At 68.2% G+C, this 25384-nt stretch carries 31 protein-coding genes and 1 pseudogene; 18 read left to right on the plus strand and 14 right to left on the minus strand.

What is annotated here, in order from left to right; all coding sequences use genetic code 11:
* From ACYQ5L_RS40780 to ACYQ5L_RS40830, 11 genes and pseudogenes are all read left to right on the plus strand, one after another.
* Positions 1-836 (plus strand): annotated as a pseudogene (locus ACYQ5L_RS40780) (DUF5131 family protein).
* A 3-nt stretch (positions 837-839) separates the two neighbouring features.
* On the plus strand, positions 840-1022 hold the full coding sequence (locus ACYQ5L_RS40785) for a hypothetical protein (protein WP_459964100.1): 183 nt from the start codon (positions 840-842) through the stop codon (positions 1020-1022).
* The gene (locus tag ACYQ5L_RS40790; protein WP_459964101.1) at positions 1019-1384 is read left to right on the plus strand and encodes a hypothetical protein; all 366 of its coding nucleotides are present in this window, start codon (positions 1019-1021) and stop codon (positions 1382-1384) included. Before ACYQ5L_RS40785 ends, ACYQ5L_RS40790 begins: the two co-directional genes overlap by 4 nt.
* A 109-nt stretch (positions 1385-1493) precedes the next feature.
* Entirely contained in the window at positions 1494-3314 is a 1821-nt protein-coding gene (locus ACYQ5L_RS40795) for a type IV secretory system conjugative DNA transfer family protein (protein WP_459964102.1), read from the plus strand.
* Positions 3311-4036, plus strand: coding sequence for a DUF4913 domain-containing protein (locus tag ACYQ5L_RS40800; protein ID WP_459964103.1), 726 nt, complete (start codon positions 3311-3313; stop codon positions 4034-4036). Before ACYQ5L_RS40795 ends, ACYQ5L_RS40800 begins: the two co-directional genes overlap by 4 nt.
* A gap of 106 nt (positions 4037-4142) precedes the next feature.
* Positions 4143-5096, plus strand: coding sequence for a toprim domain-containing protein (locus ACYQ5L_RS40805; protein WP_459964104.1), 954 nt, complete (start codon positions 4143-4145; stop codon positions 5094-5096).
* Positions 5097-5355: 259 nt separating this feature from the next.
* Positions 5356-6591 (plus strand): hypothetical protein, encoded by a 1236-nt coding sequence (locus tag ACYQ5L_RS40810; protein ID WP_459964106.1) that lies wholly within the window; start codon positions 5356-5358, stop codon positions 6589-6591.
* Positions 6510-7001 (plus strand): hypothetical protein, encoded by a 492-nt coding sequence (locus ACYQ5L_RS40815; RefSeq protein WP_459964107.1) that lies wholly within the window; start codon positions 6510-6512, stop codon positions 6999-7001. Before ACYQ5L_RS40810 ends, ACYQ5L_RS40815 begins: the two co-directional genes overlap by 82 nt.
* Before the next feature lie 161 nt (positions 7002-7162).
* A complete protein-coding gene (locus ACYQ5L_RS40820; RefSeq protein ID WP_459964108.1) occupies positions 7163-7357 on the plus strand; it encodes a hypothetical protein in 195 nt (64 codons plus the stop codon).
* A gap of 367 nt (positions 7358-7724) precedes the next feature.
* The gene (locus ACYQ5L_RS40825) at positions 7725-8327 is read left to right on the plus strand and encodes a hypothetical protein (protein WP_459964109.1); all 603 of its coding nucleotides are present in this window, start codon (positions 7725-7727) and stop codon (positions 8325-8327) included.
* A gap of 18 nt (positions 8328-8345) precedes the next feature.
* Positions 8346-9857 carry a hypothetical protein gene (locus ACYQ5L_RS40830; protein WP_459964110.1) on the plus strand — a complete coding sequence of 504 codons (1512 nt, stop codon included), beginning with the start codon at positions 8346-8348 and terminating at the stop codon, positions 9855-9857.
* Positions 9858-9958: 101 nt separating this feature from the next.
* Here the strand turns inward: ACYQ5L_RS40830 and ACYQ5L_RS40835 are convergent, their stop codons facing one another.
* Positions 9959-10210 carry a hypothetical protein gene (locus tag ACYQ5L_RS40835; RefSeq protein ID WP_459964111.1) on the minus strand — a complete coding sequence of 84 codons (252 nt, stop codon included), beginning with the start codon at positions 10208-10210 and terminating at the stop codon, positions 9959-9961.
* Positions 10211-10419: 209 nt separating this feature from the next.
* Complete coding sequence (locus ACYQ5L_RS40840; RefSeq protein ID WP_459964112.1) at positions 10420-10716, minus strand: hypothetical protein; 297 nt, start codon at positions 10714-10716, stop codon at positions 10420-10422.
* Positions 10717-11666: 950 nt separating this feature from the next.
* Between ACYQ5L_RS40840 and ACYQ5L_RS40845 the strand changes: the two genes are divergently transcribed.
* The 3 genes from ACYQ5L_RS40845 to ACYQ5L_RS40855 all read left to right on the plus strand — a co-directional run bounded on the left by ACYQ5L_RS40845 (position 11667) and on the right by ACYQ5L_RS40855 (position 13885).
* A complete protein-coding gene (locus tag ACYQ5L_RS40845; protein ID WP_459964113.1) occupies positions 11667-12578 on the plus strand; it encodes a recombinase family protein in 912 nt (303 codons plus the stop codon).
* Positions 12579-12628: 50 nt separating this feature from the next.
* Complete coding sequence (locus ACYQ5L_RS40850) at positions 12629-12970, plus strand: hypothetical protein (protein WP_459964114.1); 342 nt, start codon at positions 12629-12631, stop codon at positions 12968-12970.
* A 294-nt stretch (positions 12971-13264) separates the two neighbouring features.
* Entirely contained in the window at positions 13265-13885 is a 621-nt protein-coding gene (locus ACYQ5L_RS40855; protein WP_459964115.1) for a hypothetical protein, read from the plus strand.
* Between the two features lie 121 nt (positions 13886-14006).
* On the opposite strand, the gene ACYQ5L_RS40860 is transcribed toward ACYQ5L_RS40855, so the two are convergent.
* The 4 genes from ACYQ5L_RS40860 to ACYQ5L_RS40875 all read right to left on the minus strand — a co-directional run bounded on the left by ACYQ5L_RS40860 (position 14007) and on the right by ACYQ5L_RS40875 (position 17923).
* Positions 14007-15785 carry a relaxase/mobilization nuclease domain-containing protein gene (locus ACYQ5L_RS40860; protein ID WP_459964116.1) on the minus strand — a complete coding sequence of 593 codons (1779 nt, stop codon included), beginning with the start codon at positions 15783-15785 and terminating at the stop codon, positions 14007-14009.
* Positions 15779-15994: a hypothetical protein gene (locus ACYQ5L_RS40865; RefSeq protein ID WP_459964117.1), complete on the minus strand. Its 216-nt coding sequence runs from the start codon at positions 15992-15994 to the stop codon at positions 15779-15781. The genes ACYQ5L_RS40860 and ACYQ5L_RS40865 overlap by 7 nt, the downstream gene beginning before the upstream one ends.
* Positions 15995-16013: 19 nt before the next feature.
* The gene (mobC, locus tag ACYQ5L_RS40870) at positions 16014-16430 is read right to left on the minus strand and encodes a plasmid mobilization relaxosome protein MobC (protein WP_459964119.1); all 417 of its coding nucleotides are present in this window, start codon (positions 16428-16430) and stop codon (positions 16014-16016) included.
* Positions 16431-16828: 398 nt separating this feature from the next.
* Positions 16829-17923, minus strand: a complete 1095-nt coding sequence (locus tag ACYQ5L_RS40875) for a DUF2637 domain-containing protein (RefSeq protein WP_459964120.1) — start codon at positions 17921-17923, stop codon at positions 16829-16831.
* Between the two features lie 123 nt (positions 17924-18046).
* Between ACYQ5L_RS40875 and ACYQ5L_RS40880 the strand changes: the two genes are divergently transcribed.
* The gene (locus tag ACYQ5L_RS40880; RefSeq protein WP_459964121.1) at positions 18047-18220 is read left to right on the plus strand and encodes a hypothetical protein; all 174 of its coding nucleotides are present in this window, start codon (positions 18047-18049) and stop codon (positions 18218-18220) included.
* 236 nt (positions 18221-18456) lie between these two features.
* Here ACYQ5L_RS40880 and ACYQ5L_RS40885 read toward each other — a convergent pair whose 3' ends face one another.
* The 8 genes from ACYQ5L_RS40885 to ACYQ5L_RS40920 form a co-directional block, all read right to left on the minus strand.
* Positions 18457-18936: a hypothetical protein gene (locus ACYQ5L_RS40885; protein WP_459964123.1), complete on the minus strand. Its 480-nt coding sequence runs from the start codon at positions 18934-18936 to the stop codon at positions 18457-18459.
* A gap of 129 nt (positions 18937-19065) precedes the next feature.
* The gene (locus ACYQ5L_RS40890) at positions 19066-19296 is read right to left on the minus strand and encodes a hypothetical protein (protein WP_459964124.1); all 231 of its coding nucleotides are present in this window, start codon (positions 19294-19296) and stop codon (positions 19066-19068) included.
* 200 nt (positions 19297-19496) lie between these two features.
* Positions 19497-20312, minus strand: a complete 816-nt coding sequence (locus ACYQ5L_RS40895; protein ID WP_459964125.1) for a ParA family protein — start codon at positions 20310-20312, stop codon at positions 19497-19499.
* A gap of 150 nt (positions 20313-20462) precedes the next feature.
* Complete coding sequence (locus ACYQ5L_RS40900) at positions 20463-20873, minus strand: hypothetical protein (RefSeq protein WP_459964126.1); 411 nt, start codon at positions 20871-20873, stop codon at positions 20463-20465.
* A gap of 211 nt (positions 20874-21084) precedes the next feature.
* Complete coding sequence (locus ACYQ5L_RS40905; RefSeq protein ID WP_459964127.1) at positions 21085-21564, minus strand: hypothetical protein; 480 nt, start codon at positions 21562-21564, stop codon at positions 21085-21087.
* Between the two features lie 310 nt (positions 21565-21874).
* Positions 21875-22039: a ribbon-helix-helix protein, CopG family gene (locus tag ACYQ5L_RS40910; protein WP_459964130.1), complete on the minus strand. Its 165-nt coding sequence runs from the start codon at positions 22037-22039 to the stop codon at positions 21875-21877.
* A gap of 128 nt (positions 22040-22167) precedes the next feature.
* The gene (locus ACYQ5L_RS40915) at positions 22168-23085 is read right to left on the minus strand and encodes a hypothetical protein (protein WP_459964131.1); all 918 of its coding nucleotides are present in this window, start codon (positions 23083-23085) and stop codon (positions 22168-22170) included.
* A 27-nt stretch (positions 23086-23112) separates the two neighbouring features.
* Positions 23113-23958 carry a GntR family transcriptional regulator gene (locus ACYQ5L_RS40920; protein ID WP_459964133.1) on the minus strand — a complete coding sequence of 282 codons (846 nt, stop codon included), beginning with the start codon at positions 23956-23958 and terminating at the stop codon, positions 23113-23115.
* 103 nt (positions 23959-24061) lie between these two features.
* On the opposite strand from ACYQ5L_RS40920, the gene ACYQ5L_RS40925 reads away from it, so the two are divergent.
* The 3 genes from ACYQ5L_RS40925 to ACYQ5L_RS40935 form a co-directional block, all read left to right on the plus strand.
* Positions 24062-24373 (plus strand): hypothetical protein, encoded by a 312-nt coding sequence (locus ACYQ5L_RS40925; protein ID WP_459964134.1) that lies wholly within the window; start codon positions 24062-24064, stop codon positions 24371-24373.
* A complete protein-coding gene (locus ACYQ5L_RS40930) occupies positions 24373-24606 on the plus strand; it encodes a hypothetical protein (protein ID WP_459964135.1) in 234 nt (77 codons plus the stop codon). Before ACYQ5L_RS40925 ends, ACYQ5L_RS40930 begins: the two co-directional genes overlap by 1 nt.
* Positions 24607-24761: 155 nt before the next feature.
* The coding region (locus tag ACYQ5L_RS40935) for a hypothetical protein (RefSeq protein WP_459964136.1) at positions 24762-25384 on the plus strand (623 nt) is incomplete at its 3' end.

Here is a 25384-nt window from a genome sequence, read left to right on the forward strand (position 1 = left end):
GTGACCGGGATCGAGTGGACCGAGATCACCTGGAATCCGGTGACCGGCTGCGACCGCATTTCAGATGGCTGCACCGAGTGCTACGCCCTGGCGATGGCCAAGCGCCTGAAGGCGATGGGCTCGGCCAAGTACCAGACCGACGGCGATCCGCGCACCTCCGGGCCCGGGTTCGGGGTCGCGATGCATCCGGCGGCGCTGGAGATCCCGCGCCGGTGGCGGACCGCGCGGCTGGTGTTCGTGAACTCCATGTCGGACCTGTTCCACGCGCGGGTGACCGACAAGTTCGTGCGGTCGGTGTTCCAGGTCATGTGGGACACCCCGCAGCACACCTATCAGGTGCTGACCAAGCGGCCCCGCCGCGCCGCGCGCATGGCCGAGCAGGGCCTGCTGTTCCCGTCGAACCTGTGGTTCGGGACGTCGGTCGAGAACGGCGCGGTCACCGGTCGCATCGACGATCTGCTGAAAGTTCCTGCGGCGGTGCGGTTCCTGTCGTGCGAGCCGCTGCTGGGCCCGCTGGATATCGACCGGTTCCTGTTCCCGAACTCCTGCCCGGACGGGTGCGCGTGCCGCTACCCCAACGATGCGGTGACCTTTGACTGCGCCTGCACGGGCGCGTGCGTGGGCTGGTCCCCGCAGCCTGCGATCGACTGGGTGATCGCCGGAGGCGAGTCCGGCCCGAACGCCCGGCCCATGCAGGCGGATTGGGTGCGTGACCTGCGCGACCAGTGCGTCGTGGCAGGGGTGCCGTTCTTCAAGCAGTGGGGTGGCCGCACCCCAAGGCCGCCTACCGCGAGCTCGACGGCCGGATCTGGAACCAGATGCCGGGGGTGGCGTGAGCCATGGACCGCTATTCGCGTGAGGAATTCCCGCTGCTGGCCCGCGATCTGGCCCAGGCGCGTGCTCGGCGCCGGGCCCGGCAGGCCGCGACCGCACGGTGGGCGCTGCTCGTACTGATCGGCTCGTACCTGGTGATCTTCGCCCTCGGGTTCGGACTCGGTCTCTGGATCGGGGGACTGCGGTGATCCAGCTGAAAACCGTGATCGAGGTCGAGTGCGACCGGTGCGGCAACGCGCTCGGTGACGAGCTCGACGGCAGCCCTTGGCATTTCGACACCACCGAGGCGGCCCTGGCGGAGCTGGCCGATCACAAATGGGTCCATATCGGGGACCGGGTGCTGTGCCAGAGGTGCGTCGGGATCGAGGCGTGCGAGCTGTTGGGCCACTCCTGGGGCGGCTGGGAGCCGGTCGAAAACCTGCTCTACAGCGGGCTGGGCCGCCGCTGCGAGCTGTGCGGCGTGACCGATTTCGATCCGCCGGTGCGACTGCCCGATTCCCTTCCCCCTCGTCCGATGAGAAGGAGGCGTGAGCCATGGACCGCAGTGTGAAAGCTCCCGGCTCGGCCTCGGACCTGTCGGAGGAGTACCGCGAGATCGCGGGAATCGCCGGGCTCGCGATCGGTGTTCCGGCGCTGGCCGAGGTGATCGGGCTGAGCGTGTGGTTGGCCCCGGTCTACGGCGGCCCGGAACAGGATGTGCCCTGCACAATCCGCTGGCCCTGTACTGGCAGGTCCTGGCCGCGCAGACGCTGGAATGGACGCCCCAGGCCTGGGCCGGGTTGGGCACGCTGGTCGTCGGCACCGCCGTCGGTGTGGCGGGCACGGTGGCCGGCACCCGGTGGGCGTGCGACCGCTGCCGCGACCTCCTGGACAAGCGGCGCCAGAACCGGAAAGTCAAGGCCCAGGCCCGCACCGAGCGGCGGCCGCGCCGCCGGCAGAAGCGGGCGGTGTTGCCGATCGACGCGCAGGCGAAGTTCCTGGCGCGCGGCGAGGAGCTGGCGGATCTGACCTTCGAGGCGATGGTCGAGAAGGCGGCCAGGTTGAAGGTGGTGCGCGCCAGGACCGACGCCCCGGGCGTCTCGGTCGGTGAATCGATCCTGGATCCGCAGATGCTCTACGGCAGCTTCGAGGATCTGCACCTGGCGCTGATGGGCCCGCGTGCCGGTAAGTCCAGCGCGCAGGTGATTCCGGCGGTGATGGAGGCGTTCGGGCCGGTCATCGCCACCTCCAACAAACGCGATGTGGTCGACGCGACGCGCGGGCATCGGCGCGGCCTGGGCGCTGTGAAGGTGTTCGACCCCCAGGGCGTGGCGAAAGAGCCCTGCACTTGGTACTGGGATCCGATCGCGTGGGTGGCCGGGACCGGGGTCGATGGCGGCGCGGACGCCCAGGTGCGGGCCTCGCAGCTGGCCGCTCACTTCGCCGATGGCGGCGACGCGGACAAGCGCGACGCGTTCTTCGACCCGGAGGGCGAGGACCTGCTCAGTGCGTTGATTCTGGCGGCGGCGGTGTCGAAGAAGCCGATCACGCAGGTGTTTTTGTGGGTGACCGACCTGTACGAGGAAGAGCCGGTCGACATCCTGCGCGAGCACGGCTACGACATGGTCGCCTCCGCGCTGCAGACCCAATACGACGCCCCGGATCGGCAGAAGAAGGGCGTGTTCTCCACGGCCAAGAAGATGTCGGCCTGCTTGAAGTACGACAAGATCCGCCAATGGGTGTGCCCGCCCAAAGACGGTGAGGCCGAACGGGAATCGTTCGATGTGCGGTCCTTCGTTAATTCCAGCGACACCCTGTATCCGCTGTCGCTGGAGGGGCCGGGCAACGCGGGCCCGCTGATCGCGGCGTTGACCGAGGCCGTGGTGGATGCGGCCGCGGCCGAAGGGGTGCGCCACGGTGGCCGGTTGCCGGTGCCGCTGCTGGTGTGCCTGGACGAGGCCGCCAACATCGTGCGCTGGCGGCGGCTGCCGGAAATGTACTCCCACTTCGGATCTCGCGGCATCGTCGTCATGACCATCCTGCAGTCCTGGGCCCAAGGGGTCAGGTGCTGGGGTGAAGAGGGCATGAAGGCGCTGTTCGGCGCCGCGAACATCCGCGTCCTCGGGCCGGGCCTGGCCGATGCGGGGTTCCTGCGCGATATCGCCGATCTGGTCGGCGGCCACTACGAGGTGACCAGCTCGGTCAGCCGTTCGCGGGACAAGCAGGGCCGCTCGCAATCCACGTCGTGGTCGCGGGGCACCGAACCCACGCTGACCGCCAGCGATCTGGCGGCGATCCCGCCGTGGCGGGCGCTGCTGCTCACCTCCGGGCACCGCCCCACGCTGGTGCGGCTCGTGCCGTGGTGGGAGCGCCCCTACAGCCAGGCCGTCACCGACTCGCAGCGCCGATTTGACCCCGCGCACAAGAAGTCCGGCCCTCATTCGGTCGACGGCTGGGATCTGCCGCCTACCACCCCTGAGCAGGAAGGCGAACAGCCATGACCACCACCGACAACACCAACGCCGCGGCGGCCGCGCCGCAGCCGGGCCCCGCAGCGCCGGCGGCCGTGCTCGCCCCGCAGGCCCTGGGCAAGACCCTGGACGAGGCGGTGCGCCGCGCGGTCGGCGGCCAGGTCGCCGACGTGGCCAAGCAGATCGCCAAGACCGTGCTGGAGAACCTGCTCACCGATGCGGTCATCGCCGGGATGGAGCAGACCGCGATCGAGGCCGCGGCGGCCGCGCTCGCCCCGGCACCGGAAGAGGAGGAGCCCGAGGAGCCGAAGAAGCAGCTGCGATTCCCCGACGTCGAAACGTTCGTCGAGGAGTACATCGCGGTCTGCTACGCGCGCGAGGTCTCCCGGGAGAACAAGGAGGGCGAGATCCGTTGGTGCCCGCTGTGGCACGAGCATCCGGAGGCGGTGGCGCGGTTCGAGGCGATGTGGCGGGCCTGGGAGCACCTGCGCCTGGGCGACAACGTCGAGTTGTCGAACTGGTGGCGCGACCACGCCGATCACCACATGCCGTACCTGTTCGACCCGAACGGCCCGTTCCGGCATTGCAGCGTCACCAAGGGCCACACCGAAAAGCTCGTTGATCTGCCGTTGAAGGCCGCCGCAGAGGGCGCGTTCGGGCAGGAGTTCGAGCAGCTGGCCTCCGGTGTGGTCATCCCGGTGTCCTCGGCCGCCAAGCGCGGGGAGATCCGTCTGGAGTTCCCCGGGAAATGACCGAGACGCAGCACAAGGCGGGCAGCTGGGAGACGATCACCGCTGCTCTCGAGCAGGCGAGCGGCCCGGGTCGCCCGTCGGGGAGTGGGTCAAGTTCTGCTGCCCGGTGCACGAGTCCGGCGGCGGGCACCACAACCCGAGCTTGGCGGTGAAATACCTTCCCGCCGAACAGAAGACGAAGGTCAAGTGCTTCGCGGGCTGCGACGACCGCGACATCCTCGGCACGCTCGGGCTCAAGGTCCGCGACCTGTACGACAACCCGATCACCCGCTCCACCCGCGATTCCCGCCGCGCGCGGGCGCCGCGGGTGCGGCCGCGTCAGATCTCGCCCGCCGACCGCGCCATCGACGCCGCCGGGTTGCCGTTGACGCAGCCGAAAAAGGAGATGGGCGAACAGCTTTCGCCGTGGAGGCTCACCGACGCCTACCCGTACATGCGCGCCGACGGGGAGATCGCCGGGGAGGTCGTCCGCAAGGAAGCCGACTTCGAGCGCGGCCGCGACAAGAAATTCACCCAACGCCGCTGGAACACCCAGACCGGGGAGTTCGAGCCGGGCGGGTTCGAGGCGCTGCCGTTCCAGCTGCCCCAGCTCCTCGAAGGCATCCGCAACGGGCGCTGGGTCTACGTCTGCGAGGGCGAGAAGGACGTCCTCAACGCCGAAAAGGCCGGGCTGTGCGCCACCACCAACGCGGGCGGCGCCCTGTCCTGGACACCCGAGCACGCCCGCTACCTGCACGGCGCTGTCGGTGTGGTCATCGTCGCCGACCACGACACCCCGGCTACCGCCGCGCCGGGAAGGTCCTCGACAGCCTGGCCGGGCTCGCCGGGCAGGTGCGCGTGGTCCAGGCGGCCACCGGCAAGGACCTCACCGACCACATCAACGCCGGTCACGGCATCGACGAACTCGAACCGATCCCGTACCTGGACCCCCGCACCACCCGTGCCGTTCCCGCCCCGGCGCTGTCGCCGGTGGAGCTGGCCGAGTCCGCCGGCCGGATCTCGGCCGCGGATCTTCTTCCCGCACACACCCACCCCACCCCCGATGGAGGACTCACCATGAGCCAGTCCGGATTCTTCAATACCGACGCCCCGCACCAGCACGACGACACCGTCGACCATGTCGGGCAGCACTTCTCGCGGTTCATGCAGCAGCTGCTGCAAACCCTGATCGTGATCGCGCAGAAGAACGCCGAACGCCGCCGCCGCGAAGCCGACGAGGCCCGGTTCAAATCCCTGGAAGCCGAGCAGGAATACCTCGCCCGCATGGCCGCCGAGCAGAAGGCGGTGGAGACCAGGCTCACCGCGATGGCCAAGGCCGGATGGGATCGGTCCTCGCGCAGCGATATCGCCTCCGCGATAAGGATGCCTTCGAATGGGCTCCCGACAGCGAGGTCGCCAAACGCGCGCTCAAGGACCTCGTGGGCCACGTCGACCAGCGCTACGGCGTGCACGTGGACACCCTCGGCGGGCACGTCACCCTCAACGCCCCGGAACTGGCGGCCCAGCTGGCCGGTGTCGAGCGTGATCGGGCGGTCGCCAACCGTGTGCACACCGCCCGCGACCGCATGGTGGAGATCGTCGCCGCCGACAAGGACATCGCCGAATCGGCCAAACGCGAGCTCTACACCAATATCGACGACTGGAAGCGCAACCCGTCCGGGCATTCCCTGCAGGAGCTGACCAAGAAGGTCACCGCCGCCGGGCTGAACGAGAAGGCGCGCAACAAGATCCGGTTCGTCGCCGCCTACCTCGGCACCCCCGACGGGCAGATCCCGATCAACGAGCTCGGTGCGGTTGCGGCGCTGTCGGCCACCAGCGAGCTGCGCAAAACCACCGAGCCGCTGGTGGATCCGGCCGAAGAGGTCAAGCCGCGCATCGACGACATGCTGGTGCGGTATCAGGATCGGCTGCGCCACGGCGTCAACCCCGAGTCCATCACCAAGCAGCTCACCGCGGCGGTCAACCTGCTGCCCTCCGACGAGCAGACCGCCGCACGTCAGCGTGGCACCGATATCCGCGCCAACCCGGCGGCGGAGTTCAAGCCGTTGTGGCCCAACCACGTCGACCGCGACCAGCTCGACGCCGTGGTGCGCATGTACGCGGCGATGGCCCCGCAGGTCGAAGCGATGGCCGTGCACGACGAACCGTTCGACGAGGACGTGCGCGCGCAGATGCGCAAGCAGGCCGACAAGCACCGCCGCACCATCGAGCACGCCATCGCCAAGGGGAGGGCCTGCACGAGCTGGAGCGTGACCAGCTCAAGGCGGTGCTGGCTGATATCGACGCCGGCATCACCGACGTGCCCGAGCAGCTGTTCGCCGACGACCGCAGCGCGGCCGCGGTCGACGCATCGCGTTCGGATGAGATCGCCCACCAGAGCTCGGTGTATCACCGCCGCCAGCTCGACGAGATCCTGTCCTCCGGTGCGGTCCCCTCCGGTGCGGCGCGGGCAGCTGGCGACGAGATCGCCTCGGTGTTCGACGCCCAAACCCAGCTCGCGGCCGGGAACACCAGCCTGGCCGACTACGAGTACCGCGACACCGACGCCAAGCTGATCGCCCGCCTGGCCGCCGCCGGCGTCCCCGAACCGATCCGCAACCAGGTCAAGAACCACATCGACCACGCGGCCGGGCAGTGCGCGATCGCGGGCAAGCAGGCCCGCCGCATCCAGGACCGCTGGAGCGCGCGCCGGGAGATGGTCTCGGCGAACCGGACCCCGGAGCCGATCGACTACGACAGCCCCGAACGCCGGGCCAGCACCGAGGCCGGGCTGCGGGCGGCTGGGCTGTCCGACCGCACCGTGCGCGGGCGCATGGCCGCCGACGCCGGGCACGCCACCCCGCCGTCGGCGGCGGTCAACTCCAAGCCCGGCGCCCAGGGCAAGGGCCGCACCACCAAACCCGGCAGCGGCGTGCACCGCTCCACCCACCGCGGCCGCGGCGATCAGCGCGGCTACGGCAAATAACCCTCTCCTCGTTCCGACCCGTCACCCATCCCGAAGGAAGGAAACACTATGTCCCACAACGTCAACGCCGACGTTTTCACCGATCCCGCCGCTATCGACGACCTGGCGCGCGGCGTGCTGGCCGCCCCGAAAACGCCGATCTGTTCATCGATCGGGCGGCGGTGATCGTGCAGCTGGCCGCCCGCGTCCACGAACTGCGCCACCAGCTGCACGGCGCGGTCGCTGAATGGGTGAGCCTGCAGATCGATTACCAGCAGCTGCGTTTCGGTGAACCGCGCGCCGGCCGCGAGGAGCTGCATGCCCGCGCGATGCGGTACGTGACCACCGAGCTCGGCCTGAGCGTGTCGGATCGGTGAGGACCAGGCAGTGACCGCCGTCGACGAGGCCCCGGACGACTCCCGCCAGGAGTACGCCTGGGGCCTCGCCCCGTCTCACCTCGTCACCCGTCGCCAACTCCGCAAGCTCGGCAAAAGCCCCGGCAAGTCCCTGGTCGCGGTCATGGTCGGCAAGGTCTGGGGCCGCCGCGTGGTCGCCAGTCTCTTCGACCCCGCTCGCCCCCGCCAAGCGTGTACCGAGCGATGCACAGCGGGCCTCCATCGCCAAGGCCACCCGTGAGCGCCAGCTCCGCACCGCCGAACGGCACGGCATCTCCCGCGCCGAAATGAACACCCCGATCACCCTGTTCCCGGCTGGGACCAGGACACCTCGAAGGAAGGAAAAAGCGTGTCCGCCAACCCATCTCAGTCCAGCGAGCGCCCGAAGACGTTGTCGCAGCGACTGCGCGAGCTCAACCCCGAGGGCCGCTACAGCGGCAAGGCCTCCGGGTGGGGCCTGGCCGATGAGGTGTTCACCGAACTCATCGCTGACGGCCTGGACCCCGCCGTCGTCACCGACAAGGTGCACCGGGGCAGCCGCAACGGCTACCAGGCCGCGCTGCTGATGCGCTCCATCCACGACAACGCCCGCCGCGCCGCCGCCGAGCAAGGCGCTGCCGCACCGGATCCGGTGCCCGCCGCGCCGCCACAGCAGCCCGCGACTGCCGCGCCAGAACCCGCACCGGTCGCCACAGATGGAGAACAGGCTGCGGCGGCGCCCGGCAGCTACGGGCAGCGAATGGCCTATCTGATGCTGTCGGTGGCCCTGCACAAGGCCCGCGTCCAGCGCGAACAGATCGACCAGGCCTCCGAACTCCGGGCACGAGTTGACGCCATCACCGAACGCTCGGACGAGCGGATGGGGATGGAGGCCGAGCTGCAGTACATGGACCAGGAGCTCGCCGCCGCTCGTGAGCAGGCACAGCAGCGGTTGAACACGACGGAGTGGTAGGCGGGGCGGGAAGCGGAAGTGGATCTGCTCGCAGATGCGGTGGTGTGGTTCGACCAGGACGACGAGCAGATGGCCGATCCGGCGTGCAAATGGCTGACGGACCTGGACGGATACTTCACCACCACGTGGGGGCTGGAGATCGACGTCGACACCTGGACGCCGAAGGTGAACCGGCAGTTCGACGCCGTCACCGAGCAGCAGGAATGGGAAGAGGCCGCGGCCGTCGCGCGGGCCAGCGGCGTCTATCAGGTCCTGGCGGGCATGAAGAACGTTCCGGCGCCGGTGCTTGAGGCCGTCGCCGTGTGGCGCGATGACGGCACCACCCCGAAACCGGCAGGTCGATATGTTGCTGGGGAGCCCGAGCGCTACGCCCAGTTGCAGCGTGCGCTCGCCGCGGCCGGGCTCAATCCCCGGTTGCGGGCGGGAGTGGAGTTTCTCGTCGACTACGCCCGCGGCGATCTGTCCAAGACCGACCTCGCCCAGACTCCGATCCTGGTCAACCCTGCCGAAGAAGTCCGCGGCCGGGTCGCGGGCATGCTGGAGCACTTCGCCACCAACCCCCAGCACGCCAAGATCATCGGCCAAGAGATCGCGGTCATGACCGAAGAAGATCAAGCCCAGGTCCGGGCTGCGGGCAAACGCATCGCCGCCGGTGAGAAGGTCGACCCCCAGCTGTGGCCGGGCTGGATCAACCGGGACGAGCTCACCGACCGGATCCGCGACTTCGCCCGCGACGCCCGCGAAGTCGCCTACTACGCACAGGCATTGGCCACCGGTGAGGCCGAAGGGATCGACGACGATATCCAAGTCCAGATCGACGACATGCGCGACGACCGCGCCGCGATCAACGCCATGCTGGGCGCGCAAGGCCTGCACCCGATCGAGAAGGCCCACCTGCAGGCGGTGATGGCCGACATCAGCGTCGGCCGCATCGATGACCGCACTCTGCCCGAAGTGCTGCTGATCGACGAGCGCAGCAAGCAGGACGTCGACGACACCCGCCAGATGCGGGCCGCCGGCACCCTGGCCGCCGATGTGGTCACCGAGGCCACCCAGCTCCTCGAACGCGACCGGGGCCAGGCGATGAATCCGAAATCGAAGGTGGGGAAGCGGCTCGACCGCATCGGCGGCAATCTCCGCGATGTCGCCCAGGGGCACAACAGCGCCGACCAGCTCCGCCAGTACCGCACCTCCTATGACGAGAACATGGGCGAGCTCGGAAAAGCCTTGGCGCAGGCCGGTGTCGAGGTCCCGATCCGGATGCGGGTGCGGTCGGTCCTCGACACCGGTGCCCGCCGCGCCGGACAGCACGGCCGCGACCGGGATCAGCGAGACACCCTGTGGGCCAACCGGATCCGATCCGGAGCCGTCACCGCCTCCCGCGAGGCCGACGCCGCCACGCACCGCGCCGCGGTCGCGGCCGGTCAGGCGATGCCGCCGGAGAGGGCCTGCGCCAACGGCCCACCCCGGCGGCTTACCAGACCACCCCGCCGGGCCCGCCGCCCGCGTCGCACGTCTGCATCATGGTGAGGTCGGGCGGTAGCGCCTGGTAGTTCGATAGATCCGATAGACCCCGCCGGGCCGCTCCGGCGGGGTCTTCTTGCGTCTACCGCAGAGTGGGGAAGTCGCGGCTACCCGAACAGCAGCACGAACACGAAGAACAGGAACATCGCCAGCGGCAGCAGGATGGGCAGCAGCCACGGCAGCGCCCACTGCCAATACGGTGTTTCCCCTGGCAGCGGGGACGAGATACGCCCGTCGGCCTTCAGCTGACGCAAGCGGTCACGGGCCCGCCGCTCCGCGGGCGTGAGCGGCGGCAGCTCCGACACCTGGTACGGGCACGACGGGGTCAGATGAGAGTCGTACAGGCACGTCGGGTTCAAGCAGATATAGCGAAGCACTGCCGCCCCTTCCCCTCGAGCTGAACTGGTCCGAGAGATTCAGCATGGCACCGACCGGTGACGGGGGAGGGAGCTATTCGGCCGGTCGGCACAGGAATTCACGATGTCCCGAACTCTTGTGTCCCGGCCTTCTGTCCCATCGACCTCGCCTCGCGCGCACGCGCGAGAGTTCACCAGTGAGCACCGGAGGCCTATCGGCTGGTGTGGTGGTCCTCACCGAACAGCGGGAGCTGGTGAGCCGAAGCGCCGGCGCCGCCGATTCGGCGCAGGCATCGAACACAGGTGACCTCGGCCCGGGTCGGTTCCAGCGCGGCGGGAGACCATCCGGCCACGCCGGTGTGGCACAACAGTTCCGGAACCTCCTCGCCCGCAACCCATTCCCCGAGGCGGACCGCGTGCACAGTGCGTCCGGAACGTACGACCGCGTGCACGCCTGGATCGCCGAACTGAGCCCGTGTGGAGGCAGCCAGGGGAGCGATATCGGTCATGTGCCCAACCGTAAGGGCATTGGCCGACAGCGCGCCCAGCCATATGTGTGGTTGTTCCTACCGGAAGGGGTAGGACCCTGGGCGGTGCGGACACGCGAAACCCGTCCCTGACCGGGCGGTCCGTGGGCGAGAGGGTGGCGCGTCTTAATCGCGCCCCCTATCGCGCTACCTAATGCGCTACCGAACGCGCGGGTCATCTCACCGCCATGGCCACCACTCCGCCCAGGTGCGCACGACGTTGCCCACGGCGACCACGGCCGAGATGACCGCGGCTACTGCTCGGGTGATGGCCCACTTCCGATTGGATTCGCAACAGTTCCTCATACCCAGATAGAGATGGGGTCGGAGGCGGGTGTTGTGACGGCGCGGCGGAGGGAAATTTGCGGCGCCGCACGCCCCGCGATGGATGAGGATGTGCCCATGGCATAGACCCTGGGCATCCAGGTGACAGAAAAGCCTGCCCTGACCTGGGCATTCACCCCCGGCAGGGGTGGTGACTTGATCAACACCCCGAAAAACACCCCGAACGTGACACCGAAAAACACCCCGAACGTGCATGCCGGGAAGTGCCCGTTCGTCGGCCGGATGGGGGAGTTGTTCCTGTCGGAGGTAGGACCCTGGGCGGTTCGGCGACAGAGAATGTCGCCCCGACCAGGCCGTCCGCGCCCGTTGGGGTGTTGCGATTCAACCGCAACACGGATTGATACACCGACTGCAACACGGACTGATACACGGAATGACCACCTGCTGATCCGCTGTAGTCCGGCGTGCTATCCGGACTACACGTGCGTTCGGAAAACGGCCGTTTGCCGAACACCCCGGACACGAGCGGCGAATCCGGACGGGCCGCAGGGGTTCTCGATCGTGAAGTGTTCGGAAACTCGTTCGTTTTGAGGTAGGCTCGCTCCTGGTTTTCGAACACGTTTACCGAACGATCGGGAGGTATTCCAGTGGCGCTCGTCGGACTGGTGCGAGTCAGCACCAGCAAGCAGGAGACCCAACGCCAGCACGACGACCTCGACGACATCTGCGTGAAGGTGTTCGAGGAGAAGGTCAGCGGCAAGCTCCGCATCGCCGACCGGCCCGGCCTGCAAGCCGCGCTGGACTACATGCGCCCCGGCGACATGCTCACCGTGCAGGAAGCCGACCGGCTCGGCCGCAACCTCCTCGAAGGCTTGATCGTGCTCAACGACCTGTTCCAACAGGGCATCTCGGTGAAGATCCTCCACGGCATCGCCGCGGGCGAGCACACCGAACGGAACTTCCTGCTGGACCTGGCGCTCGCCCTGGCCGAAGACCGGCGACGCGATATCGCCCGCAAGACCCGCTCCGGCCTCGACGCCGCGCGGCGCCAGGGCCGCACCGGTGGCCGGCCGCGCGTGGTCGACGCCGACAAGCGCCGCGCCATCATCGCCCGCCACTGCGAAGGCCAGTCGCTGCGCGAGATCTCCCGCGGGGTCGGGGTGAGCCTGGCCGTCGTGCACGGTGAGGTCCAGGCGTTCAAGCTGCGGACCACCGAGACCACCGAGCGCCCCGATCCCGATCTCGGCAAGTACGACGAACTGCTGCCCTCTCACGCCATCGAGGAAGAACTGGAACGCGTCGACGCCGAGCTAACGGAAGTGGAGTTCGACGGCTCGGTGGCACAGGAGCTTTCGGTACGCCGACAGGTGCGGCAGGTCATCGAACCGGGTGAGGTCTTCCGGGCCTCGGATCTCACCGGCCGCCTCGCCCTGCGAGGGATCGACATGCCAGAGAGCAAGGTCGACAAGATTCTCGAGTACTGGGCCATCCGCTGCCAGTTGCTCATCGTGTCGCCCGGCGTCTATCGCCGCCCGCCCGATACCGACGATGCCGCGTGACCTGCGCAGTGTCCTGTTTCGCGCACGAAAATGAGGAGAAGTACCCCGCTATGACCAAGAAGACCGCCGCCGATCTCGCCGAGGGGCTGGCCGATACCGCCCGTGAGGTCTGCCGCCGCGCGGCCGAAGAGGTGCGCGGCGAGATCGCCCGGGAGATCGAGGACCGCTTCGTCGGGCGCCCGGGGATGGACCGCAGCGTCTACGCCAGCAAGCATCCGGACGACTGCGTGACCGAGGAGCTCGCCGACAACCCCGCCCTCCAGAAGGTTCCGGCGCTCCAGGCCGCGCTGAAGCGGTTCGACGACGAGGACGGCGACGGAGTCAGCGACGACTTCCGCGCCGGCGTCCTCTTCGCGGCCCGGCTGCTCGCCGATCCCGACTTCGACTACTGACGCCAAAACCGAGCGATACCTATCTCCGAATCCTGAACCACCCCCTCCACCAACCAGCACCTCCACCACGCCTGAACCCCCTCCTCCCGATCGCTCCGCTCCCGGTCAACAACCGATCTCAAATTTCCGACACACCTTTTGCACCCAGGTGGTGATTCCGGGAATTTCGTCCGGCGTAAATCGGCTACGCTCCCGGCATGGAAGCCAAGCAGTGCCCGCGATGCGGCAAGAGCGTGGAATCCACGACCGGGCGGCGGGGAATTTCGTCCGGCGTAAATCGGCTACGCTCCCGGCATGGAAGCCAAGCAGTGCCCGCGATGCGGCAAGAGCGTGGAATCCACGACCGGGCGGCGCGGCCGTCCCCGAGTGTGGTGTTCGGCGCAATGCCGACGCCTGAACTCCGAGGAACTGCGCGCCGCCCGCGCCGGCGGTCGCGCGATCGAAGTGCACGAGGAGATCCGCGAACGGAAGGTCGAACGCAGTCGCCCGCTCACCCCGGACGGCGCCGTCGAACGAGTGCTGTCCGACCGCACCGCCACCGAGAAACTGCTCCGTGTCCTCGCCCATCGGATGCGGAAAGACCCTCCGCACAACACTCGGCAGGCGTGGGAAGAGGAGCCGATGAAGTGGGCGATCCGCGACTTGTGGCAGGCGTATCACGGCGCGGGCGGCTCACTGCCGGATGTGGCGATGCCCGAGCTCGAACCCCAGACGACGACCGCGACCGCCGACGCGCACCGCGCTGCGGTCGCCCTGGTCCTCAGTTCGCCGCGCAGCACCCGCGAAGTCCTGGCCGCCCTCAACGGTTGGGCGCGCAGTGGAACGCTTGCCCGCGGCGAGCACGCGGCCACGATCAAGGCCGCCAAGGCGCTGCTCGACACCCTGGCGGCGTACCGGCTGCTGCCGCGCCGCTGAACCGGCCACACCGATTCGGAGGCAAACCAGCGGCAGCTGGTGCGGCAGCACCCGCTACATCACCCCGTACCCCAGATGCGGCCGCCTTCGATGATCGATCGTGCGCGCCCCGCATCCGTGATCAGCGGCCGTGCCCATGGTCGTGATCTCGGCGTGGCTCCGGCGGCCGATACCGGGGCCGTTCCGGCTCAACGGGTTTCGGCCGATTCGACGAGGGCCCGGAGTCCGGCGGCGAGGTGAGAGGACCTTCGGCCGCGCGGAGAACCTCGTCGATTCCCTGCTCCAGCGGCGACAGTGACGACGGTTTCCGCTTCCATCCGAATCGCTTCGGATCCACGGTGCGCGCTCGTGGTTGCTGCGGGCGAGGCTTCCCCGGCTCGGTGAGCATCTCGTTGATGCGGGCGGTCTCCTCCTCGGGAGTCTCGCCGATGATCTGGCCCTTGCCGTCGTAGTAGGAGGCCTCGCCTCGCACCTTCGCCATCATGCGGTTGATCCGCCAGGTCCGCCCGGCGGCCGCGATATTGCCCTCGTGCTCGTCGCGGTCCAGGCCGTCGACGACGACGGCCGCACGCACCGCGGCCGCCCAGGCCGGGGAGCCCTGATCACGCAGGTACGGGCGCGCCGGGTCGATGCCTTCGGCGCGCATATGGATTTCGGTCAGCGCTTTGCGTGCCTCCGATGCCATCGCCGCGGCCGCGGCCGCGCGCTCGGAGGCGTCCAGGGATTCTCGGATGGCCAGCAGCAGATCGGTGAGCGCGTACAGCAACGCCATGTTCGCATCGGCCGGATTCGTGGCCGCCCACAGCATCCGCGACACCGCCTGCAACCCTGAGCTGGTGCGTTCCGGGAGCGGGGTACGTCGATGCGCGGGCATCTGCCCGGCTCGCGCCAGCTGCCGCGACAACCGATCCAGCGGGCCCGGTGAGCGTTCGGTGCGCACCGACGCGGCCGCGAACACCCCGGAGGTTTGGGAGGCGGCCTGCGCCCAGGCGTTGCGGTCCTCGTCCGGGATCCGGCGCATCGCCGCGCTCCAGGACCGCAGTTCCTCGATCGCCTCGCGCGCCGACATCGGATCGGCCGCCCGCGGGCGTCCCGCCGACCCAGCGCCGATGCGCCGCCACTCTTCGAGAGCTTCTTCCCGGGCCTGGGGCGAGGAGTCCCACGGCGCCCAGGTGCGCACCTGCGGCAGCGTCATATCCCGGCCCAGGCGCAGCCCGCTGTAGGTCAGCGCCTTCTCGTACGCGCCGGTTTTCAGGTTCTTCTGCGGCGGCAACTCCACTGAATAGCCGGTGACTTCATCCCGGCCGCCCGCCGCCCAGTACGGGATCACGGTGATCCCCTCGGCGTGCATCAGCCGCAACCACTCTGCCTCCGAATCGGCGCTCATCGCCGCGCCCCGCACCCGCCGGCGCAGCGCCTCCCGGTCCGTCTCCGGCGCACCGGTGCGTTCGGCGCGGGCCCGCTCGGCTGGTTTCGTCGCCTGCTCGGTGTCGCCGTGCTCGCGGGTGTAGAGCACCTGCAACCCGTACTTGGCTTCGAGCACGCGCGAGGCGGCCTGGGCGCGCGGCCGGTCCCGGTACATGTCCGCGAGGCTGCCGTCCGGGCGCACCACCGGCATCGCGATATGGATGTGGTCGTTGCCGTTCTTGCTCAGCCCGTGGTGCACGACCGCCCACCGCACATCCGGGATCTCGTCACCGCGGCCGACGAATCCCATTTCCCGCATGAAGTCGGTCGCGATCGCCGCCCACTTCTCGTACGGCAGCTCGCCCTCCTCTGCCTTCAACGCCAGCGAGCAATGCCAGGTGTTCTCGTCCTTCGTCGCGGCCTCGAACGCGGCATCGCGCGCCACGCCCTGGCGCATCAACGCTCGCGCCTGCTTGTAGGAGGTGGTCAGCACCGGCGCACCGCGCAGCAACGTCTGCCGCGGGAATCCAGCAGCTTGCCCAGCTCCCATGCCCGCTTGGGATCGATCGGGCCCGCGTACACGGCCATGGTCACCACATCCCCGGCGATCACCGTCGGATTGGTGTGCTCGTTCGCGCGGCCCGGGCCCGCGAGATACCACAGCAACGTCTTGATGTTGCTGCCCTTCACCGCGTTCGGCATCACCGGGCCATCACCACGCTCACGCGTCCGGATCGATCGCCGCCGCCCACTCCCCGCCATCGGCATCGAGGTCCGGCAGCGCCAGATCCTCCTCGGAAATCGACACCTCGCTCACCGCCGGCGCCTTGCCCATCACCCACCGCGCGGTCGCGTCCAGGCTCAGGCACGCGCGCGTCACCGCGACCAGCGCGGCCGCCAGGTGCTCGGGAATCTCCTTCTCCTGATGCGCGTACCGGGTCAGCTGGTTGAGGTTGTTGCCAACGCGGCGCACCTGATCGTCGAGCTCGAGGATCGCCGCCACCGCGGCCGCGCGCCCGGTGTCGGCGCCCAGCTCGTCGAGTGTGGTCTCCACCAGCAGCCGCTGAATCGAGATCCCACCAGCCTTGCGGGCGAGCTCCGCCAGCTCGGCCTCTTCGCGGTCGGACAGCTTGAGCACGTGGCGGTGTGGTCGGCCTCCGGCCACGTTCGCCGCACGCGACCGCGAGGCCTGCGCCCGCAGTTTCCGCGACTCCCCTGCCACCACAACCTCCCTCCGGCCTAGCGCAGCGACCACCCCGTCCCCGGGGTGGGGTGCCCGATAGGACACCTAAATACTAGCTCGCTCTGATCACTTCTGCCTGCAACGTTACCGCACCACAAGATCGGGGCGGCGGCCTTCGGCCGCGACCGCACCGAGGAAGATGCGCAGCCCGGGAGCGCGGCCGCGGGGAGGGAAGGACTGCCGCGCCTCCCTCTGCGGGATGCTTGCCATCGGGCGAGTAGGGTCCGGACATGCGAGAGCCTCCCGGCGGGTACCTGCCGCCGGGAGGCTCTCGTCGTGTTGGGTCTACGTGGTCAGTCGACCGCGCGCGGTCCGGATACCGCGAGGGCGGCCGCGATCGCGCGGTTCACTGTCGAGCGCGGGAGATCGGTGACGACGTGATCGGCGATGTGATTGGCGTTGTGGCCCTGGGAGTGGGCGCGGTAGATCGCGGTCAGCACCTCGACCGGTTGCTTGGACTTGCCGCGATCGAGCACTGCGCGCGCGAGCCGAGACGCTTCGGTCTGTGAAAGTTCGCGCGCGAACGGACCGGTGCCGGCGGTGTCGCGTGCGCTCGATTTCGCGCGCGGTGCACGATCGGCTGCGCGCGCGAGCGCACCATCCACCACCGCATCGCGCGCGCTCGATGCATGAGTCGCGCGCGCGGAACGCAGTCCGGTTTCGCGTGTCGCGCGCGCGGTCTGCGGCGCCCGCACCAGAGCCACGACAGGAGTCAGTTCGCGCGCGGCATCCTCCTCGTCCGCGCGTTCGACGGGCCTGCCGACGCTTGCGTGCGCGGCGCTCGATTCGCGATCGGTTCCCAGATCAGCGGGGCTGTGCGCGACGCTCGACGCGCGTTCGACGACAACGGTGTCGCGCGCGGACGCATCCGGATCCGCCGCGAGATCCGCGCGCGCGATCTCGTCATCGAGCGCGATCGGTGACACGTCCTCGTTCGCGCTCGACGCGGTGAGTGTCGCGCGCGACAGCTCGGATTCATCGTGCGCGCTCGATCCGCGCTCGATGTCCTCGCGCGCGATCTCGTGCCCGGTTTCCGTCGCGCGCGCGACGATCGGTTCGCGCGCGCTCGATGACGGCACGGTGGTGGCGGCCGCGCGCGACATCGGATCGGCGAACTCGCGCTCGAAGTCCTCGATCACCTGAGCGTCCGACGCTGCCGCGCCGATCTCAGCGTCTTCCTTACCCGTCCGTACCTGATCCATATCCGTCCATTCCTGTGTATGGGCGGATATGGACGTGGATGAGGTCTTGCGGAGGGAGGGCAGGGTGAGCAGGGCGACGGTGGCGCCCGCGATGGAGCCGTCGACCAGGACGGGGAACACCCAGGCTTCCTTGGCGCGGAATCCGGCTTGCATCGCCAGTTCGCGCAGTGCCTCGAACGAGAGCACGAATCCGCGGCGGCCAGGAGCACGATCACGGCCAGCACGATCGCGCGTGAGACCCAGCCCCACCGTGAGGGTGCTTGGGCGAGCAGCGCCAGGCCGTGCGTGTGGACCAGGAGCGCGATCGGGATGATCGCGGCCAGGACCGCGGCGACCAACGGCGGCAGCAGCTCCACCGTCATGCCGGGTTCGGGGTGGATCAGTTCGTCCGGGGCCGGATCCGCCGAGACGCGGGTCCAGGCGTGCAGGCCGTTGCCCAGCACGCTGACGGTGGCCGAGATGCCGAGTACCCACCAGAAGTAGCGGCGTGCGCGGCTGGTGGCGTCGACCTCCTCCGGCGTGAACGGAGCGGTGGTGGTCATGTGGGCTTCCCATCTGAGAGTTCGGTACGGGCATCGTGGCGGACCTGGACGGGTTGGTGGCGCAGCGCGGCAATCTCCTCCCGCACCGGCTGTCGGACCCCGGCCCCTACCTGCCCATACGCGGGTAGGGGCGTGTATGGGTCGCATGTGGGCGGGTGCGGGCGGTGGGCCCGGGTGCTATTCGGTGACGACCGCACGGGCCCGGTCCGCGTCGTGGAACTTGCCGACGTACTTCTCCTGGTCGGCGATCTTGCGCTTGTACCAGTCGAGGGCACCCTGCTTGCTCATGCCGAGCGCGGCCCCGATGGCAGTCCAGCTCTCGCCCGTCTCGCGAGCATCGAGCATGAGCATCCAGCGACGCCCGGTCAGCAGCTCGACCATGCGACGGTTGGCCTGCAGCGCCTGCAATGCGGTCACCTCGGCCAGGGCGTCGATTTCCGCCAGTAGGGACGGCAGCGCGTCCGCGCTGCGCTGCCGCTCCTGCTCGGTGTCGCCCCGCCCGGCGCGCTCGATCACCGTGCGGAGGAACTGGCGATGGTTGTAGGTGTTCCAGACCGCGTGCAGGGGCCGTTCGTCGCCGTCGCGCAGGACGGCCGCGATATCGGTGCCCGCGGGCAGGAAGCCTTGATCGGTGGTCTCGAAGTGTGGATATCCCATGCGACAAGTTTACTTGACCTATGACAGCATCTCTCGCCAATCGACAAGAAATGTTGACGACTGGCGTGGACTGTGGATCGGTACCCACACCCGCCCATACACGACCCGCACCCGTGTATGGGGTGCTTACTACTCGGGTGTGGGCGGCAGCAGCGTGGCCAGGCGTGCGGAGAGTTCGGCGGCTCGCTGCTTGGCCAGTTCCTGGGCGACGGCGTCCACTTGGTCGGCGCCGGCCAGCAGCAGGGCCGACAGGGCGACGTGGCGGGGTGTGCCTTCACCGAGGAGTTCCACGATCTGGTCGGCGGCCCGTTCGAGGGCCTCGGCCGCGGTGCGGGTGATGTAGAACGACGTGCGGCGCATTCCTTCCGGGTCCGGACGGGTGCCGCCCTTACCTGCCCGTACACGCCCCGTACCTGCCCTTACCGGTGTATGGGCGGGTACGGACTGATTTCCGTCGGGCGGTGTACCGACAGGGATTTTCAAGTCGATGCGAGACCGCAGGACTTCGTCCGGGTCGGTCCCGGACATATCCGGTTCGGAATTCACACGGCGGCGGCCGGTCACGACATCACCACCGGCGACAGAGTCGGATCCAGGCGCGCGGCCAGAGCTCGGAAGGTCTCGGCCGTGTCGGACTCGGGTGCGTGCGCGAACACCGTGGTGTGCTCACGCCAGGCTTCGCGGACTTCCTTGCGGTCCTTGATCACGGCCAGCACGTCGAGCTGGTGCTTCTCGAATGCCGCGAGAGTGGAAGTCGCGATGCCGCCCTTGCGGCCGTCGTACAGGTTCACGATCAAGCCCGCGATTGCGAGCTGGATCTTCAGTCCATCCTGCAGGGTCGTCATCTGCCGCAGGAACAGACGCAGGGCTTTGACGCTCGAATCCTCGGCCTGCACCGGAACCACGATCGCCCCCTGAATCGGGTCTCCGGCGGGGCGCCGACGGGCAGCGGCCAGGCCGTTGTCGTTGAGCGCGCCCAGCGACGGCGGGCAATCGATGACGATGTCGTCGAAGACGGTGTGCAGCGGCTCGAGGAAATCGCTCAGCAGGTACTCGCGCGCGGTGCGCCCGTACATCTGCGGCTCCAGCAGGAACATATCGTCGCTGGTCGGCAGCACGTACAGGTTGGTGTCGACCTGCTGCACCAGCTCTCCCAGCTCACCGGACCACTGTCCCAGCATGGCCCGCGCGAAGTTCGCTCCACTGGCGGGGGCTTCCTTCGCGCCGATCGCGTCGGTGAGGTTGCCCTGCGGATCGAGGTCCACCTCCAGCACGCGCCGGCCCTTCTCAGCCAGTGCAGCGCCCAAGTTGATGGTGTCGACGGTTTTGCCGACCCCGCCCTTCTGGTTGGCAATCGCATAGATGTGCACGGCCACGACCGTAGCGGGCATCGCGGCCCACACCGAGGTACACACGCCGCCTACTCATGTATGGGTCGTGTATGGGCATGACATACGCCTCCATACACCTGTGTGAGGTCTTCCCGCGCGCACGCGCGAGAGGGACCCTTTCACCGGTGGAAGGGTTCAATCCTGCTCCCGGTTTAGGCGGGCGAGCTCGCGCCGCGCGGCCTCGCTGCCCTGGCGGTGCGCGGCGGCCTTGCCGATCGCACGGTGCCCGGCCGCGGCGGCCGCGGCCCTCGCTGCGGCACGTCCGGAGGAGTCCGGCCCGGCGGCCGCCATCGCCGCCGCGCGGGCTTCCTCCCGCTGGCGGGCTCGATGCGCCCGCTCGGCCTCCTCGAACTGGACCGTGCGAGCCCGGTCCAGCCGGGCCGGGGGCACGTCGTCGGGAATCGCGTTCAGGATCGACCACAGGTAGCCGGGCGGATTGTTCGGCTGGTCCAGGATCTCCTTGCCCGAGATCCGATACTCCTCGAACGCGCCGTACACGTCGTGGACGTCCCACCCGGCAAGGGCCTTGCGCGTCACTAGAGCCATCAGCCGCCCCAGGGGTATCTGGCGTACCCAGAGCGGGAAACATTCAGCACGACGCACGCCAGAGGCCAGCAATCGGGCCTTCGGGTCGTATGCTGGGTCGCGCTTGGCTCGCACCTTCTTGTCAGGGCCGCGCGGAGCGCGTCTTTCCTTCGTGTTCTGGGTCGAAGAATTCGATTTCGGCCGTGAGATAAAAACAAAACCTGAGCTTCGCTCAGGGGGTGCCAAAACCCTGGTCAAGCAACGTTTCCATGATCGTTTTATCCACAGGGAAAACCGTGGTTTCGTGCAGCGCGGACACCGACGCCCAGCCCCGGCTGGGATCGTCACGGCGCCAGGACTCCAGGGCCTCGGCCTTGGTGCGCTGGCGGCCCCGGAACACGGTGATACGGGTGCCGAACTTGTTGACCAGTCGACGGCACCGGAACACCGTCGACCGCTCGCGGCTGGTGGCCTTCTTCAGATCGGCGACCGTGGCCTGAGCGCCGCGCCCGGTCGAATGGTTCGCGCTGGCGGACTCGGCGATGAGGTACTTCTCGAAGGTCTTGCGGCTCACCGAGTCGACCATGTTCTGCCGCCGGAGCAGCTCGTAATGCATGTCGTAGAGCGCGAGATTGTGCGCGATCCACCGCGGTCGGCTCCACCAACACGCCGGAACCTTGTCGTAGGCGTCCTCGGGCAGCTGCAACCGCAACCGCGGCATCGGAAACAGCAGGAGCAACGCAGCCGCCGGCGTCAGTTTGCGACGTCGGCGGGTGGAGGAGGTGCAACCTCGTCCAGATACACGTGAGGGCAGCTCGGCCTGGCTCTCCGCCGGATCGTGACCGGTTACACCGGTGGCGATCCTTTGATGCGAACATACGGCCTTGCTACCCTGAGAACCGCTTAGCAAGCGTGGTCCTTAACAGGGTCCTGAAGAGCCCCGGCTGGTAACCGGGGCCTTCCTCGTTTACAGGTGGTTTGCCACCGCTTGGTAAGGGCGGTGGGGTGGGTCTTTGTCTGGCTTATGCCGAGATGGGAAGAGCCTCCTGCTGTGGGTCGGAGATCCCTGGGTAGTCGGGCAGCCCGAGTTCACGCCGGAGGGCGATTTCGAACAGTGCGCGCTTATTGATGCCGCGCTGCTCGACCGCCCTGTCCAGGGCTTCGACTACTTCTTTCGAGATGTTCACTCCCACAGGCTTAGTGGGAGGAAGCTTCGCGGGTCTCGGCACGCCGTAATTACTAGATCTATTACCTCCTGAGATGTGGGAGGCGCGCCGAAGCGATCGACGGAATCTGCGGGAATGGGTTCTCCCGGTCACGGCAGTTCTGCAGTCGTTGCGGCGAGGGCGCGAAGCTCGCTCGTCTCCCAGAAGTCCTGCACACCGGGGAGTTTGGACAGGTAGTCGAAGATCTGGCTGTCTTCCCACTGATGCGATTCCCGTAGGCCTTCGGCCAGCATGCCGAGATAGCGCGCCGAAGGCTTGCGCAGTTCGACGGTGGCGGTATCCCACGGAGAAGTGAAGGTCAGGATGGGGAATCCGTCGAAATTGTCGACATGGACCAGGGTTTCGTAGCGACCCTCGCCGAACTGAACCCGGCCGTCTTCCAGCACTGCGTCGATGTCGAATTCCGGTACTTCACCAGGGATTCGGTACATCTCCTGAGTGAGAAGATCGCTGAACTGCTGTCGGGTCAGCAGGTAGCCGCGGGCCGCCGCGCCGCGCGGCCAGCCGTTATGAGGCTGATCGGCATAGAAGGCAACACCACCGGTCCACACCGGGGATTGCCATGCGAAGTAGACAGTCCCCGGCAGCGTGAGCGGTGTGGTCTTCAGCGGTGGTGTGCGGTCGCGGAACCCGGGATAGGTGTGATCAGTCCCTGGTGGAGTCCCTCCCTCAAGGTAGTACGCCAGCCTGCGGGCGTGGAGGTTGCTGCCGTAGGCGGCGTACCAAATGTGGCTCAAGGGAATGCCTTTCGTCGACGACCAGGAATGCGGATCAGTTGGCAGGAGGCTGCTGGCGGGGGTGCCGCTGATCTGCCGGTAGTACATGCCGCCGACGCTCTGTCGGATGCCTCGGGCCTCGTTCTCCAGGGCACGGGAAGCTTGGGTCAGGGCGGCGTTCCAGCCTTCAGGGTTGTCATCGGCCTTCATGCTCGCGATCAAGTTGGCCGCAGCCTGCCAGATGGCAGCCTCACCGGTGGGGTCGTAGCGGTCGTCGCCGTTGGTGCTCATGGGGATTTCTCCTTTTCCTCGGGTGGGTCAGGCAGGGGTGCCTGGTGTCCCGTTGTGAGGTCTGTTGTCGGGCACGCGCAGGTCGTAGCGCAGTCGCAGGGCGTCACCGGAAAACACGCTGAGCAGGACGCGGACTCGTCGGCCGGTGGCGTCGATACCGGTGCGGGCGTGCTGACCTACGGGTGTACCGGGCTGCTGATCAAGCAGCGCCGCTTCTTCGGGCGTGGGCATGCGGATGGTGATTTCGTCGCTGAACTGGACCTGGTGGAAACCCAGTGCCCGATAGATACCGCCGGGATAGACCACGTTGTCGGTGGTGCGCAGCGGTGCGACGCCGTCGATCTCCATGTTGGCGATGTCCAGCGGTGTCCAGGTATCGGCGATCATGGCGAGCTGCTCGGGGACCTGCGGTTTGCGTACGTAGCGCAAGCGCCTACGGCGGACCAGACGACAACCAGGACGGCACTGGAGATAGCGGGCTACCTCAGGCGGGGCTTCGAGTTCGTCGACCCCGGCGACGATCTGGCGGGTGTCCCACCCGTCGGCGTGGGCGTCAGATTCCCACTGGTCGATGCGGTTGACCGGGTCGTCGGAATAGGCGCCCAACTCGAATTTCGTCAGGTTCCAGGTGATGAGGTCCCTACTGCGCACCGTGCGGCCGATACCGGCAACGGCGGCGGTGACCAGACCCTCTAGCTCCAGCATGCGGACAGCCTTGTTGACCGTCGGCCTGCTGAATCCGAACTGCTCGGCCAGGTCGAGCTCGGTCGGTATTTGATCACCAGGCTTCAGCTTTTCGCTGGTGATCAGCTCGCGCAGGTGGGCGTGGACCACCTGCCAGCGCGGTCGTGGACTGCTCATGATCTCCATCATCTCTGTAAGTACAGACAACACAAGTATTGCCCTCGGCCAGACTTTGTAATTACAGTCATTACCAAGCTCACAGATAGTACATGAGCAAGGCAGGGGAAATGGAATGACTGTTCATACAGAAATCCGCAGGTCAGAGCCCATATCTGAGGTCCGCCCCGCCGGGCCTGCTCTCGATCTGACTACCGATCTGGTCGCGTCGCTGACCGCTGAGGTGAAGCGGCTGCGCGGCGAACTGCACGACATGCAGCGGGCGGTTGATGACCTGCTCGATCGCGAGTCGATGTTCGCCGGCGCGGAGTGCATGGAGCGGCTGACCACCGCGGCCTCGTTCGAGCGATTCGGCGCTCCTCGTGCTCGCCACCTGCGCGCCTGCGCGGCGGAGGCCACCGCGCCCGGATCGGTGGTGTCGGCGTGATGGCTGCCCGCGAGCGCGAGGTCCGCATCGATGTGGTGCTGGCAGTGCCGTCGCTGGGATTCGTCCTGGCCGGTCTGGCCTTCGTGGTGCTGCTGGCCGCCGTGGTGGCGGTCGTGGTCAGCGCCAGCGACTTCAGCGACGGCACCGCCACGATCCCGCCCACTCCCATTCCCGGCGCCTGCGAGCCGTTCTGCGGCGTGCGCTCGGAATCCGTGCTCCCGCAAGGGCGGTGAGCCGCGATGACCGCTTCTTCCTCTTCTCGGTTCGATTCCTTCTCTGCCACGGAGGTGGCCATGACCAGCAGCATTGTCCGTCCGGGTGTGGTGTGGCGCGAAAAGGCTTGCGCCAGCGCCGATCCGGATCTCTTCTTTCCACCACCCTCCGCCAGGTGCACGCCGCGCAGCGGATCTGCGCGAGCTGCCCGGTACTGGCCGAATGCGCCCAGCTGGCGCTGCAGATGGAGCCGGCGGAGTGCGTGGTGGCCTCGGTGTGGATACCGAACCCGAAAAAGCGCCCGGGTATCGCCGATATCGCACGCAGGCAGCTGGCCGAGGTCGCCGCGAGCGGTGAGCCTGCCTCTCCGGTGAGCAAAGAGCGGGGCCCGAAGGACCGGTCGCACCGGTGGAACGATCCCGAGTTCCAGGAACGGGTGAACGACCTGCGCGACATGCGCATGTCCTGGGATCGGATCGCGGTCCGTCTGGACTGCTCGGTCGAGACCGCCCGCAAGGCCCACGCAGCCTCCATCGAGGTCGAATCGCCCATCGGCCATCGCAAACCCGCACCCGCGGTACCGAAGGTGCCCCCGGTGCCGAAGGTGCCTGCTGTTCCGAAGGTGCCCGCTGTCCGCCCGACGCGTAAGTGCGTGCGCGACTTTGACTTCCAGAAGCAGGTGGTGCAGCTGCGCATCGGTGACGGGCGGACCTGGGGCGAGATCGCGGCGGAACTGGGCTGCTCGGTGAATACCGCCAGGGGCGCGTATCTGCAGGTGCTGCCGCAGGAGGTGGCGGC

The organism is Nocardia sp. IFM 10818 (assembly GCF_054655275.1).